The following is a 15,538-nucleotide window of genomic DNA, read 5'->3' as shown; positions in this document are numbered from 1 at the left end:
CCCCATGCCCCATGCCCCATGCCCAATCCCGTTGAACGCTTATTTGCTCGATTCCAAGTATTGAGTGCTTGCTTTGTGGCCTTTGCTCATGGATCTAATGATGTTGGGAATGCGATCGCTCCTTTAGCTGCGATCGTCTACATAAATCGCACTGGTAGCGTACCCACAAATGGCATCACTGTCCCTATTTGGATTTTAATCCTTGGCGGTGCTGGCATTGTTGCTGGTTTAGCCATTTTGGGTAAAAAAGTCATCGCCACCATTGGCGAAAGCATCATTTCCTTGCAACCTAGTAGTGGATTTTGTGCCGAACTTGCCACTGCTACCACCATCCTCCTGGCCTCTCGGCTAGGTTTACCTGTATCTACCTCCCACGCCCTCGTCGGCGGTGTAGTTGGTATTGGACTGGTGCAAAATATCAAGTCTATTCAGTTCAAAACTCTTAAAGGCATTGCTGCCGCATGGTTAATTACAGTACCAGTAAGTGCTGTTCTCAGTGCTACTATCTTTAGCATCGCTCAAATTTTATTTTTCTAAAAATTATTAATATTTTCCTGATTGTTCCCTTCAGGAAATTTTTTCATAGCAAAAATTATATCGATTCAATTAATCATTGCAACAAATCCTTTGGTAGAAACGTTGCAATGCAACGTCTCTACAACGGTCTGTCTCTGACTACTACAACACTAGAGCCAAAGCGGATTTTTGCAGAATGGCTGCTCATTCATTAAAATATTGTTCAGGGGATGGAAATACTTTAAATTTCCATAGAAAGATACTCTAATCTCCATTTAAAGATGTAAACTGTCACACAAGTTACATTCCACACGAATTTACATATTAATCTTACAAGTCAGACAGCATCTGTAAATCTTTAAGAATTACTATTGCCATCAAAACAACAGGTATTTATTTTGGGTGAGATTTTTTATGAGTAAAAATTTCACTAGCTAATAGTTGATGAAAATCAAACTGACCAGATGCTCATCAATATCAAGAAGAACACCGTCTAGTAGGCAGAACAATTTTGACCAGAAGAGATCAGCCACAGGGGTAAATACCTGGTACACAATTTTTAATTTACGCGCCTGTAATTAAAAGCGGGTAAAATCTCCTGTTAATTCTTACTTCTGCTCCTCTGCCTTTTTCCAATTTCGCCAACCATGTGTTCAGAATGACAGAATTACGTTTAAATGCGGAAGTCCTGTTAAAATTTTTAGTTTATCTGACAAAATACAAGTAATTAGTATGAGCGCCAATCAAGTGTACGGGAAGCAGCTTTATCGTCAAGGTGTTAGAGGTTAGAAGCTAATGGGGCGATTCGAGAAGCAACCAGAAAACCCGCGAGTCAGAGGCGAGCTATCCAGAGCGGCAGAAAATGCCCTTTGGGCTGTAGTTGAGGATTTAGAAAATCTCCAGCAGAATGTCATCAGATCGTTGCAGGAAGACGTAAAGCGGCTTCAATCAGAAAAAAACCGATTAACTGATGACATTCAACACTTGCTAGAGGAAAAAGAACATTTGCAACAAGTACGGCAAATTACCGAACAGCAAGTGTTAATCCGTCAGCTAGCAGAAGTTCTGGCAAAGCATATATCTTCACAACTGCAATCCTCTCTTGCGACTATAGCAACGCAAACAGGTGAAAACTCATCTGAACGATCTGCGCTGAAGTCGGCTGAAGTAAGTAATAAGGTAGCAGGTGAGATTAATGAAAAAGTCGAACACATGTTTGGGAGTCTGGATGATACTGTCACCATCACCTTTAACTCACTGCAACAAGAACTAAAGAACTACCAAAGTAATCTTTCCCAACAGTTGTCTCGGATGTATAGCCAGCAGCAGCAAGGGGAAGAGATTTTGGTGGAGTTTGTTAATCGCCTACAGGGAAAACTAGAAAAGACAATAGAAGAAACTTCACGAACAGCAGCAGCAATAGGTGCGCCTACTGTGTTGCAACCTGAGCCAGAAAAGAAGAGTCCGCTTGAGAAATCGCCACCGCTTGGCGAAGTAGCCAGAATAGCTGCTGAGCCAATTTCTGTTATCCCTAAAGAATTGCCAGAAAGCGAGACTACACCGAAACCTGCTGCTAAGTTACCGCCATCAGCAGAAAACGCGCTTAAACCAATTCCGATTATCTCTAAGGAATCATCAGCAAGCTTAACTCCGTCCAAGTCGTCTGCTGCTAAGCCACCGCCACCAACAGAAAATGTTAGTGAACCAATTTCTGTCCTTAAAAGCGAAACTGTATCCCCACCTGCTGCGCTCAAGCCGGAAGTAGTGCAACCGCCACCAAAGCAAAACGTTACAGAACCAGTTTCTGTGATTCCTAGGGAATTGTCAGAAAGCGAAACTGTGTCCCCGCCTGCTACTGCATCAACACCACAGCCAGGAAGAAAACAATCTTCATTAAGGCGAAACCAAAGCGAACCAATTTCGGTACTCAGCCGGGACTCGTCACAGAGCGATATATCCCCGCCTGCTGCGCCAACGCCACAACAGGGAGGAAAACAGTCACCAAAGCGAAACCAAAGCGAACCAATTTCTGTCGTTAGTAGGGATTTGTCAAAGAGTAAAACTACGCTAGAGCCGCCCCCAACAACGCCACGCCAGGGAGCAAGACCCTCGCGATCGCCTAATTCCCAACCTTCATCACCTATCCAAATCGGTTTCTTGCTGGTCGTTTTGTCAACAGTAATATCCTCACTTTATAACGTAGCCATCAAGATAATTTTCCACGAAGGTTCCCAAATTTTTGGAGTGGTAGAGGTAGAGCGCCTGCTCTCACCGACTTTGGGTAATACTCTATTAATTTTGACGTTGCGGTTTATGGTGGTAGTACCACTGATGGTACTTCTGGCTCCCATACTGCATCCAAGAGTATGGCAAGACATTCAAAACTTAGCTGACTCAGTGCGAGGAAATTCTACACCTACCAATGCAACGACACAGCGGATTTTGGTGATGTCGGTTATGAGTGGGTGCTTTTTGTTTGTGTCGCAGGTACTAATCTACACCGCCATCGCTCAAGTTCCGACTGGAATGGCGATCGCACTTTTCTTTATCTATCCGATTGTTAGCGGACTACTATCGTGGTTTCTGTTTCGCGATCGCCCAAGCGCACTAGGTGCAAGTGCGATCGCCTCGATTTGCTGCGGTGAATTGTTGGTTTTGGCAGGTTCTCTCAGCACTGGGATGGGCAATATTTCTCTAGGAAGCAGCGCCGCAATCATTTCTGGAGCAGCTTTTGCTGGCTACATCATCTTGGCCCGGATATGCTCTGATCAGCTACATCCTGTAACTTTTACTTTAATTAACTTCGCCACCATGTTGCTGTTGAGCTTTGTCTGTTTAATGCTACCTTTACCAGGCGATTGGAACTTGCTAGTTGACCCCTCTAAGATGCTGGAACTTATCTTAAGCGCATTTATTTTGGGTGTGCTGACCCTCTCCGGCTATTTGTTCAATATTTTTGGCATTCGTAACCTAGGTGCATCACGATCTGCGATCGTTGGTGGTAGTGTCCCAGTTTTAACCGTGATTTTCGCTGGGTTAATTATTCAAGAAAACTTGGATATTGTGCAAATTATGGGAGTGTTATTAGTAACTTTTGGCGCAGCTGCTTTCAGCTTGGAAAAAATGCGAAATCAGGTTAAATCTTCTAGTTCTACGAATTAAATGATGCATCGCAATCAGCCCCAAGATGGTAGGAGCTACTTTAGCAAAACAGTACTGAGCAATGAATCATCGAAGTTCAGACGCCTGCAACAAGCCGTACTATACGGTAACGCTAAGGGCGAACGTGTGAGGCTTAGGTTACTCGCTACCCGATCGCAGTCCCCTGCAAAAGAGCCAGGTTCCCAAGACCCAAATCTTTCTCTTGCGACTCATTACATAAGGAGCTTGGTTTTCGCTTACGGCATTGGTGATAAAGATAATATTTAGCTTACCAGTAAATTTTGGCGCTTCGTTATACATCCAGTGTTGTTTTTTTGCTGACGCAAAAAAACAACACTGGATGCAATCCTCATCCCCTGCTCACAATCCCCACCTTATGAGTATATTGTTTGCGTAGCGTCTCGCAGAGAAGGTGGGGACTTCCGTGACACATTAAATTTAAAATACAGTAGCAAAATCGTTGCAGCTATAGCTTTTCGATGGCTAAATAGCTAATTAATTTTACTAAATAAGCGATTAATATTTACCACTTATAAGATATTTTTGTATATTTATCCTGATATGTGTGGGGAAACCACGTAAGTATGATTTGTAATTAGATATAGAAATACAAAATGAGATTGAACCAACCAATCACGTCTTTAACCCCAATTTGTCAAGCAGCAATATGCTGAGCGGATTTCCCGTTGAAATATTCGCTTTTGGGAGAAATCCAGCGAATATCAAAATCGATGGAGTTTTTCAGATAACAGAGGCGATCGCTCGCGTATCGCAAAGCTAGTCAACTTGACATGCGATCGCATCAATTCCTCAAATCCATTAGCTCAATGTAAAAATCTAATTTGTTGCTGTTATAAAAACTCATAACGTTATCTGGTAAAATCTTGTAGATAATTATACTACCCAACCCAAATTTTAATTTGTTATGTTTATTTAGTCGTTAATTTTTTAGCTGTCCTAGTGCGATAGATATAAGTATTTAGTTTTACAGATATACAGCTAATTCTATTTAGAATCAGTCAATCAGCACAAAAAGATGAATAAGATTTTTGCTTTTTAGCATACTTTCAAAAGTCAAAATTGCTTGATTTTTGGAAGCAAAAATTATCGGAATCAATCATAATTAATTGGTAAGAAAAACCATGAATTTGTTTTTATCTAAACATTACTTTATAGATATTTAATAGAAAAAGTGCTATGGTAAGTAACGATGTTAGAAAAATATCAAGGTATTTTTAAATTGGAATTACCTGCTTTATTTGATGTCTACAATTTGCCCTCAAATCAACTGCCCATACTACCGAGATATTACTGGAGATTGTAAACGGGATGATAATTGACAACATACCCTGTGAATGTTGCTACATCCAGTAAGAGAGTTCCTCTTAACTCACTTCTAGATTATTTCCTACCACCTGTGTACTACCAAAATTCACCAAGACCGATTAATAGTTATCTTGATTTGAGTAGCATACGTTAGATGAAAATCGGAAAAACCTAACAGGTTTTGTGAGTTATTGGAAACACAGTTGACTTGTAGAATGCAAATTGCATCAAGTGAGGTTTGGCGATGTCCGTGATTTTTAGGTTAGACACAGGAAGGATTATATTGACAATATTGTTTCTACCTGTTTGCCAGAAAGTATACGTAAACAACTTGGCTACCAAAAATCTCATAGTTAATGCAAACTAAATAGTCTTAAGTAAAGACATCGCCTTCAAGAGGGTGTATACTACCTATTTTCACTTGACTAATAACCGTGTAAACGTGCTATCCAATTGTCTGTAATATGAGTAACGACATAGATCTGATCAAACGTCTTAGCCCCAGTGCGATGGATCAGATCATGCTTTATCTGGCTTTTAGTGCCATGCGGACGAGTGGGCACAGGCATGGGGCATTTCTAGATGCAGCTGCAACGGCGGCAAAATGTGCAATTTACATGACCTATCTAGAGCAGGGGCAAAACCTGCGAATGACAGGGCATTTGCACCATCTGGAGCCGAAACGCGTAAAAATTATTGTAGAGGAAGTTAGACAAGCGCTAACAGAGGGCAAACTGCTGAAGATGCTGGGTTCTCAGGAGCCTCGCTATCTGATTCAATTACCTTATATTTGGTTAGAGAAATATTCTTGGCAACCAGGGCGATCGCGCGTTCCTGGTACTAATCTAACAAGCGATGAAAAAAGGCAAATTGAACAGAAACTACCGAGCAACCTGCCAGACGCTCAGTTAGTTACTTCTTTCGAGTTTCTAGATTTGATTGAATTTCTGCACAAGCGATCGCAAGAAGACTTGCCACCTGAGCACCAAATGCCTTTGAGTGAAGCCTTAGGTGAGCATATCAAGCGTCGTCTGATTTATTCAGGTACAGTAACACGGATTGATTCTCCTTGGGGAATGCCCTTCTACGCTCTTACCCGTCCTTTTTATGCCCCAGCAGACGATCAGGAGCGCACTTACATCATGGTGGAAGATACTGCTCGGTATTTCCGGCTAATGAAAGATTGGGCAGAAAAGCGACCAAATGCTATGCGCTTGTTAGAAGAACTTGATATCCAACCAGAACGACTAGAGCAGGCTATGGAAGAATTGGATGAAATTATCCGTGCTTGGGCAGATAAATATCATCAAGATGGTGGCATTGCAGTAGTTTTACAGACGGCTTTTGGCAAAAAAGAAGATTGATAATTCAAGAGTCACAAAATCATCGGTGACTCTTGAATGAAGAACTTTTACTAAAGTATTTGCGTTAAAGCCCTTAAATTCTATTTATAGCAACAGATCTGACGTAAGTCGTAACTGTAGGGTTTTGGCATGATCTGTTTTTGTGCTGAAGGCTTCAGCAGTATTCAGTATTACTTTACTCATAGATTATACTGTTTGTCCTGACCACCTTGGCGATTGCTATAAAAAGGAGATAAATACAAAATAAAACCACAACTAGCGGTTGAAATAATTCAAGAGTTACAAGAATTGGGTTTGAAAATTAAGCTGGTATTAGCAGATCGTCTGTAACGCCTTTGTTTTTTGCTCAAAATTCTAATACACAGAATCTGAGTCACTCTCACTGGATGAAACAATCACTGGTTGTTGATACAGTGGTACTGTAAATGTGACTGTGGAGCCAAGTCCTTCGCCCAAGCTGTAAAAATGTACTTCACCGCCCATAGCCTCTACTAGCTTCTGGGATATTGCTAGTCCCAAACCTGTACCACCGTACTGGCGGGTGCGGGAGCCATCCACCTGAGAGAATAATTGAAATAGTTTATCTTGCTTATCTAGGGAAACACCAATCCCGGTGTCTGCTACGCGCACTCTTACCATACCAGGGAATTGCGGATCTTGAAGTTTAGCTTTTTTGAGTACTAAATCAGCGCTAACAGTGACACCGCCTTCATGGGTGAATTTGATGGCATTGCCCACTAAATTAAGCATGACTTGTAGTAGCCGTTGGTAGTTGCTTTGAACGATGATTTCATCGGAGGTAGCAGGCATTTGCATCCCAAAGCTGAGGTTTCTCATTTCCGCTTGGGGACGCATGAAATTTTCGACATCACTGAATAGCTCATTCAGTTTGACTGGAGCACAAGCCAGCTCCATTTTGCCTGCTTCAATTTTGGCAATATCCAAGATGTCGTTGATGATATTTAGCAGGTGTATCGATAATTGATGAGCTTCTGCTAAAAACTGATTTTGTTCTTCTGGATCGTCTGCCATCCCCTCCAAAATCAGCTTTAAAAATCCAATCATGCCGTTGAGGGGGGTGCGAATTTCATGCGATACATTAGCCAGAAACTCACTTTTGAGGCGGGAGGCTTCTTCGGCTTTTTGACGCGCTGCTTCTAGTTCTTTGTATAAAGTAGCATGAGCGATCGCTGTTCCCAATTGATCTGCTGCTTCTTTTGCTAGTTCAAGTTCCGATTCTGTCAACGGGTAGCATTCATCTGGCAGATTTAAGGCAACAAATCCATTCGCTTGGTCTTGATAACAAGTGGCAACTACTAAAATTTTCTGCTGCTGAGACTCAGTATATCCAGACACCTCCATCACAATTGGTTCCAAGGTTGTCAATGCCTCAGCAAAGGCAGGCTCACAAGCTATATCTATTTCTAAGCCCAGTATTGATTTGAGATTTGGCTGGTAATACTCTGCAACCACCTGTACTTTTGAGCTAGAGGACTGGTAAGGACAAATAATGCAGCGTTCTAGCCGCAGCGCTTTCCCCAAACTGTCAACTGTTTGCTGCCAAATAATGTCTAAATCCAATGTCCCCCGAATATTTCTGGTAATTTGATTTACCTGTTTCCGGTGTTGCTGTGAACGTAAAGCCAACTTTAACTGGGTGGGCGTTTTGGATACTATTTTTAGTTCTTTTTTGTTGACTTTAGTTTGTACTAACCGTCCCATCACTAAAACTGTAGTGGCAGCGGTTCCCAATTTTGGCATGATCGGACTAATTGCCAACTCAAACTCAAACAATTCCTGGCGGTAGCTAAACCAACACTGAAACCTTTCTGGAACCAAACTTGTCAAAATTCGGTGCAACCGTTCCAAATAACTAACCTTATCCACCGGGGCAAAGGTTTCACCGTCGTTTAGCTCGTCAACTATTTTCTCAGTATTTAATCCCAGGAGTTCGCTTTGCTGCCAATAAAAGGTCAGATAGCGCCCTGCCCCATCTTGCACATACACCAACTCGGCTCCCAGAGTTGGTAATGAGCCATTAATCTTACTGGTAATAGATTCCAGATTTGGGGAAAACAAGTTCGGCAATTGGGAATTGGCAGTAATAGTCATTAATCGAGTTGGATAGACAAACGGTATCCTACCGTAGTATTACTAAAGCTGTTTAAAATTTGGCATAAATTTTTACAGCTTTTGTATTGTTAATTGGGTATTTTTTGGCGTTTTGGAATCCAAATTGACAAATTCCACTTTTTTTTGAGCTTTTAATTGATGGTGTCAATCGTTCCATTCACCTCGAGGCGGAATAGGGGTACGTACAGGGGTGCGCGTCAGTTCATCATCTCTGAGTATTTCACCCCGCAACCACTGACGGATCGCCACTTCAATCACTTTACTGGGGTCGTTGGTAAGATGCTGAATTTGCTCTAGTAACTCTGAGTCTAGGCGGACAGCAATTTCTACCTTATCGACTTGTCTTCCCGCTTCGGTAGTTTTTTCTTGCATATTCATGGGCTTTATATACTCTGAATCTGTTTTGTCCAAAGCTTTGTAAAGCAGTTATATTCATAATTTGGGTTAGTTCACTGAAAAACTTTAAAGGGTATGGTTACATAGTTCCCAAAAATAGCACTAAAGTAACAGCTTCAAGTTTCAAGTGGCAATTTTCCTATAACTCGCTAGACAAGAGCTCTCTACAAGTTTTGTCAGTAGATCAGTAGTTATGGGCAATTACAGGTGGCAATCGCCGATGATTCCTACATGATCCCTACATGTACTTATTTATATTTATTGTACGCTCCTAGCTGATGAATACTAGCAGCCATAAATAGAGTTTCATAATATTCTTAAAAGTCTCCCTATTTATATCTAAAGATAAAGATAGGGTGAAGCAGGGGGAGCAGGGGGAGCAGGGGGAGAAAATAACTCATACTACTGTGCACTCAGGATTAAAAGCTAGCAGCGTCTTGGCTAAGAAAGCATTAAAATACATGAAGTAAATTGCTTTTTTAACCTTGGTTGCTGCTAAAGCAAAGATAGTATATGACTGACGTTCCCGCAGTTCGCATTCGCAATTTTTGTATTATTGCTCACATCGACCACGGGAAATCAACCCTCGCCGATCGCTTGCTGCAAGCTACTGGCACTGTTGACGAACGGCAGATGAAGGAACAGTTTCTCGACAATATGGATTTGGAACGGGAGCGCGGCATTACAATTAAGCTGCAAGCTGCCCGGATGAACTACACAGCAAAAGATGGTCAGCAATATGTGCTGAACTTGATTGATACTCCAGGACACGTAGATTTTTCTTATGAGGTGTCGCGCTCTCTCGCTGCTTGCGAAGGGGCGCTGTTGGTAGTAGATGCTTCCCAAGGTGTTGAGGCGCAAACTTTAGCGAATGTGTATTTAGCGCTTGAGCATAACCTGGAAATTATCCCGGTTTTGAATAAAATCGACTTACCTGGAGCAGAACCAGAGCGAGTAATTAGCGAAATTGAAGAAATTATCGGTCTAGATTGCAGCAGTGCGATTCTAGCTTCTGCGAAAGAAGGAATTGGTATTGATGAGATTTTAGAAGCAATTGTTGAGCGGGTACCACCACCAGCCAACACGGTAAATGAACGTTTACGGGCGTTAATTTTTGATAGCTACTACGACAGCTACCGGGGAGTAATTGTGTATTTCCGGGTGATGGATGGCACTCTGAGAAAGGGCGATCGCGTCCATTTGATGGTATCTGGTAAAGAATACGAAGTGGATGAGTTAGGCGTTCTCTCTCCTACTCAAAAACAAGTTGAAGAACTGCACGCTGGGGAAGTAGGCTATTTGGGAGCGGCAATTAAAGCTGTAGCTGATGCACGGGTGGGAGATACTATTACCCTAGCCAAAGCTAAAGCAACGGAACCTTTACCTGGTTACACAGAAGCTAACCCAATGGTCTTTTGTGGGATGTTTCCCATTGATGCTGACCAATTTGAAGATTTGCGGGAAGCTCTAGAAAAGCTTAGTCTCAACGATGCGGCGCTACACTACGAACCCGAAACTTCGAGCGCCATGGGATTTGGCTTCCGTTGCGGGTTCTTGGGTTTGCTGCACATGGAAATTGTCCAAGAACGCTTGGAGCGAGAATATGACTTAGATTTGATCATTACAGCCCCCTCGGTGGTTTATAAAGTGACAACTTTAAAGGGCGAGGAACTGTACATTGATAATCCTAGCCGCTTGCCCTCTCCTAACGATCGCGAAAAAATTGAAGAACCCTACGTCCAGGTAGAAATGATTACGCCGGAAATCTACGTGGGCACTCTGATGGAGTTGTCACAAAACCGACGTGGTATTTTCAAAGATATGAAATATCTCACCAAAGGACGAACTACACTCACCTACGAACTTCCTTTGGCGGAAGTAGTAACAGACTTTTTTGACCAGATGAAATCGCGATCGCGCGGTTACGCTAGCATGGAGTATCACCTCATCGGCTACCGTGAAAATCCTCTGGTGAAGTTGGACATCATGATCAACGGTGATCCTGTAGATTCCTTGGCGATGATTGTCCACCGGGACAAAGCTTACAATGTCGGGCGCTCAATGGCCGAAAAACTCAAAGAATTGATTCCTCGTCACCAATTTAAAGTACCAATTCAGGCATCAATTGGAAGTAAAGTTATTGCCAGCGAACACATCCCCGCTTTGCGAAAAGACGTACTTGCTAAGTGTTACGGCGGTGATATTAGCCGTAAGAAGAAGCTGTTGCAAAAGCAAGCAAAAGGTAAAAAGCGGATGAAATCTGTGGGTACAGTGGATGTACCCCAGGAAGCTTTTATGGCAGTATTGCGCTTGGATCAAGATTAATATGAATGTGGGCATTGCCCACTGCCAACTTTATAGGGAATCTTAGAAGGGTAAATTCCCCGATTTACCTTCATTCCTTTGAGTATGACAACATTTCTAAGTTAACAGCCGTCTTTTTGAGGCTGTATTTTTTGTTTAAATTAATGGAGAGATAAATTTACAATCAAGATGTTTCACGAGGTATTTCCTGATTTTCGCAATCTTGATAACCTTTAACAATCACTAATTATAGCAGTTGCCACTTAGCGAATGAGATCAACTAATCATAAAACCTAGGCACTAAGAGACTTTCAACCCTCTCCCCTGCTATATTATTTATCAATTTCATCCCTTGGCGAAACACTGTATCAACTGGTGGAACGCTTTGGTGGGGGCTTAGATGCTTCACCATACCCCTAATAATCCTTCAGTGTTAAAAACTTTAAACATCTTTGTAAATATACTCACTGTAATTACCAAACTTTTATTTTTAGATATTTGTAAAGCATCGGGGAGTCTAGTCAATGAAAATACTTGTACTAAGTTGGGAGTTTCCACCGAGGATAGTTGGAGGAATCGCGCGTCATGTGGCGGAATTATACCCAGAATTAATCAAACTGGGTCATGAAGTCCACCTGATTACGGCGGAGTTTGGTCACGCATCGATGTATGAGGTAGTTGAAGGAGTACACGTACATCGGGTGCCAATACCTCACAGTAATGACTTTTTCCACTGGGTAGTAAACCTAAATGGGAGCATGGGGGATCATGGTGGTAAGTTGATCCTGGAGGAAGGAACCTTTGACATAATTCATGCTCATGATTGGTTAGTGGGAGATGCTGCGATCGCTCTCAAGTATAATTTTAAAATCCCCTTAATTGCCACAATCCACGCTACCGAATACGGACGCTATAACGGTATTCATACAGACACCCAACGCTATATTAGTGGCAAAGAAAATTTACTGGCTTACAACGCTTGGCGAATTATCGTCTGTAGCGACTATATGCGGCAAGAAGTAGAACGAGCGCTACACAGTCCTTTTGATAAAATCGATGTTATTTATAACGGTATTCGGCCAGAAAAGAAAAAGCACCACGAAGATTTTCATGCTCTGGATTTTCGCCGCCAATTTGCCACAGATGATGAAAAAATCGTTTACTATCTTGGTCGCATGACCTATGAAAAAGGTGTACCTGTATTACTAAATGCGGCTCCTAAGATACTGCGGGAAATGGGAGGTAACGTTAAATTTGTGATTGTTGGTGGTGGTAATACCGACCATCTTAAGCGCCAAGCCTGGGATTTAGGAATTTGGCATCATTGCTATTTTACAGGTTTCCTCTCCGATGAATATTTAGATAAATTCCAAACGATCGCTGACTGTGCTGTATTTCCTAGTCTTTATGAACCCTTTGGGATTGTAGCTTTAGAAAGCTTTGCTTCTCGTGTACCAGTGGTAGTTTCTGATACAGGTGGGTTTCCTGAAGTGGTGCAACATACCAAAACGGGTATTGTTACCTGGGTGAACAATCCCGATTCCCTATCTTGGGGAATTTTGGAGGTGTTAAAAAATCCGGGTTATCGACAATGGCTAATTGATAATGCTTATGAGGATTTAGAGAGACGCTTTAGCTGGACAAAATTAGCCAAGCAAACAGAGAGTGTTTTTGAGCTAGTTGTGCAAGAGCGATCGCAAATTGTCTGGTAATAAGGGGACTGGGGACTGAAAATTGTCCAAGAGATATTTTCATTCTTTCGTTGTGCTCGCGTAGCGTGTGCTTTGGGCTTACTCTGTTCATGGTGTCTCTTGCAAAAGTCAATTTTTTAGAAATTAAACTACAGATGAACACAGCGAAAAGTTTGCGCGTCCGGGTAACAGGAGCGCAAAACTTTTCAAGACAGGGAAAAGTTCTGTAGACGGGTTTCCCAACCTAGGAAACTTTTCAAGATAGATGAACACCGATGAATTATCTATGTTTATCTGTGGTTCTTTTTTGGCTTATTTGCATTTTTGCAACAAGTATAGGAAATGAAAATGAAGTGAATAAATGTCAATTTTATTGGAATTTGCATAAATCCTTAATCAACCTGCGATAAATCTACAGCAGGCGCTACTTCAGTAAACAGCTGATAACTGATTTATTTTTTCAGTATAGTAAATTTAGCCTGGTTATAGATGCTGTTTCCCTTAGAGGTTGTTTGAAAAGTATTGGGCGAATAGAATTCGCTACTACACAAACTAAGTCCACCTGCATGGACTAATACAAAATCAAAGTTTTTAACCCACAGAGGTGGGTTTTGATTGTGTAGCCGCGACTTCCAGTCGCCCGGTGAGTAATAAATTAGACTTTTCAAACAACCTCTTACATCATCAGGAAAACTAGTAAAATTCAATTAATCAAGGATGTCTGTATGAAACTGCTACCTTTTGACAAACTAGGGGCTAGAGAAGCCAATGGTATTGTTGATTTTGGAATATTTCTTCCTTGGATTTCTCAAAATGATGGTAATCGGCTGTGGGTGAAAATAATCCATGAGAAAGACCAATTCTTACAAGATATTCAACCTCTACAATTTGAATTAAAGCATTCTATTGATTCAGAATATGGTGATTATTGGTCAATTCAGATAAATATCAATACTCAAGCAAAGTCCATCTCAAAATCTGCATGGGGAGAACCAGGTAGATATGTTTATCGCTATTTTTTACAAAATCCCAACAAAGGAGAAATTGATTGGATTATTGACCCTTTTGCTAGAGAATTTGGTGTAGGCAAATTATCCGCTTTTACATTAGGTTATCAACCATACGAGTGGAGCCAGCCAGAAAAAACCTGGAAAACTCCAAATTTAAAAGATATTGTTCTGTACGAATTGATGATTGATGAATTCGGTGGAAATATTGACGGAACAATTGAAAAACTAAGTTATCTAGCAGATTTGGGAATTAACTGTCTAGAAATTATGCCGCTTTCTAATGTGGCTTTAACAGTAGATTGGGGCTTTTTACCGCTAGGCTACTTTGGAATAGATGAGCGATTTGGTAAAAGAAGAGATTTACAAAAGTTGATTGACGCTGCACATCAACATAACATTGCTGTAATTGTAGATGCTGTTTATGGTCACACAGGTGATGATTTTCCCTACTCTTATGTTTACAAAAAATTAGGGTATCGTGATAACCCTTTTATGGGAACATTTGCTAAAGATTATTTTGGTGAAAGTACAGACTATAATCGCAAGTTTACCCAAGATTTTTTCTACACAGTCAACTATCACTGGTTAGATGTTTATCACGTCGATGGTTTTCGCTATGACTGTGTACCCAATTATTGGGACGGTTCTACAGGAGTTGGTTACGCTAACTTAGTTTTTAACACTTACAAAACAGTTAAAGAAAAGAGAGAAGCTGGCGAGTATTGGCAGAGATTTTTTAATAATGACACTATCAATTTGATTCAGTGTGCTGAACAATTAGAAGGGCCAAAGGAGATTCTGGAACAAACTTATACCAACTCTACCTGGCAAAATGAAACTTTGGGAGCAGCTAAAAGTGTAGCGCATGGAAATCGGGGGGATTTAGCTAACCTTGGCTTTAAGTTGGGTTTAGATGGCTATCCAACAGAGATTACAAACAACAGTGACCAAATTGCCAAGATGGCGCTGCAATATATAGAGAATCATGACCATTCGCGTTTTGTTTGTAACTTTGGTGCGATCGCCCGCGATAATGATTTATTACAAGAAGGTAATCGCGGTTTATGGTATAAAGTTCAGCCTTACCTCATTAGTATTTTTACTGCCAAAGGTATTCCCATGCTTTGGCAAGGTCAAGAATTTGGTGAAAACTATTACCTTCCAGAACAAGGTTTTGGGCGCGTGATGTTGCTTCGACCTGTGCGATGGGATTATTTTTACGATGCCATTGGTAACAGTGTTATTACCTTAGTACGGAAGCTGATTAAACTGCGTAAACTGCGATCGCAATTTACAGAAGGCAGTCATTTCTTTTACAACAATCATGACCGCTATCACTCAAAAAACGTCTTGCTATTCTCTCGTCAACACGCTAACCAATTTAGCCTAGTCGCGCTTAACTTTGGCGATAGCGATCAGAGTGTACCTTTCTGGTTTCCCATTGCTGGCGATTATCAAGAAGAACTTCACAGTGAAAACAATTTAATCGGCGTTCCCAGTTATTCCGAATATTGGTTAAATATTCCTAAAAACTATGGAAGAATTTGGACGGTGACAACCAACACCTAAGTTAAGTAAGCATCAAAAACTCCACCCACAAAGGGGTGGAGTTTTTGATGCTTACTTAACTTAGGTG

General features: G+C 41.3%; 9 protein-coding genes. 7 read left to right on the top strand and 2 right to left on the bottom strand.

From position 1 onward, the window contains the following. The 4 genes from IQ246_RS22885 to hetR form a co-directional block, all read left to right on the top strand. Positions 1 to 537: inorganic phosphate transporter (locus tag IQ246_RS22885; protein ID WP_194005630.1), on the top strand; the 537-nt coding region annotated here is incomplete at its 5' end. 774 nt (positions 538 to 1,311) lie between these two features. Further along, a complete protein-coding gene (locus tag IQ246_RS22880) occupies positions 1,312 to 3,678 on the top strand; it encodes a DMT family transporter (protein WP_194005629.1) in 2,367 nt (788 codons plus the stop codon). Then, positions 3,679 to 3,945, top strand: coding sequence for a hypothetical protein (locus IQ246_RS22875; RefSeq protein ID WP_194005628.1), 267 nt, complete (start codon positions 3,679 to 3,681; stop codon positions 3,943 to 3,945). A gap of 1,523 nt (positions 3,946 to 5,468) precedes the next feature. Then, positions 5,469 to 6,368 (top strand): heterocyst differentiation master regulator HetR, encoded by a 900-nt coding sequence (gene hetR, locus IQ246_RS22870; protein WP_194005627.1) that lies wholly within the window; start codon positions 5,469 to 5,471, stop codon positions 6,366 to 6,368. 354 nt (positions 6,369 to 6,722) lie between these two features. On the opposite strand, the gene IQ246_RS22865 is transcribed toward hetR, so the two are convergent. Next, complete coding sequence (locus IQ246_RS22865) at positions 6,723 to 8,480, bottom strand: cell wall metabolism sensor histidine kinase WalK (protein ID WP_194005626.1); 1,758 nt, start codon at positions 8,478 to 8,480, stop codon at positions 6,723 to 6,725. Between the two features lie 165 nt (positions 8,481 to 8,645). Further along, positions 8,646 to 8,879, bottom strand: coding sequence for a hypothetical protein (locus IQ246_RS22860; protein WP_194005625.1), 234 nt, complete (start codon positions 8,877 to 8,879; stop codon positions 8,646 to 8,648). A 531-nt stretch (positions 8,880 to 9,410) separates the two neighbouring features. On the opposite strand from IQ246_RS22860, the gene lepA reads away from it, so the two are divergent. The 3 genes from lepA (at position 9,411) to IQ246_RS22845 (ending at position 15,471) form a co-directional block, all read left to right on the top strand. Continuing rightward, positions 9,411 to 11,222 (top strand): translation elongation factor 4, encoded by a 1,812-nt coding sequence (lepA, locus tag IQ246_RS22855; RefSeq protein ID WP_194005624.1) that lies wholly within the window; start codon positions 9,411 to 9,413, stop codon positions 11,220 to 11,222. A 503-nt stretch (positions 11,223 to 11,725) separates the two neighbouring features. Continuing rightward, positions 11,726 to 12,913, top strand: coding sequence for a glycosyltransferase family 4 protein (locus IQ246_RS22850; RefSeq protein ID WP_194005623.1), 1,188 nt, complete (start codon positions 11,726 to 11,728; stop codon positions 12,911 to 12,913). 704 nt (positions 12,914 to 13,617) lie between these two features. Then, a complete protein-coding gene (locus tag IQ246_RS22845) occupies positions 13,618 to 15,471 on the top strand; it encodes an alpha-amylase family glycosyl hydrolase (RefSeq protein WP_194005622.1) in 1,854 nt (617 codons plus the stop codon). Positions 15,472 to 15,538 lie beyond the last annotated feature (67 nt).

Origin of the sequence: aff. Roholtiella sp. LEGE 12411, assembly GCF_015206995.1 — a bacterium.
Lineage (GTDB): Bacteria > Cyanobacteriota > Cyanobacteriia > Cyanobacteriales > Nostocaceae > Komarekiella.
Note: the sequence above shows the minus strand (reverse complement) of the source record. Positions and strands in the feature narration are given on the sequence as shown.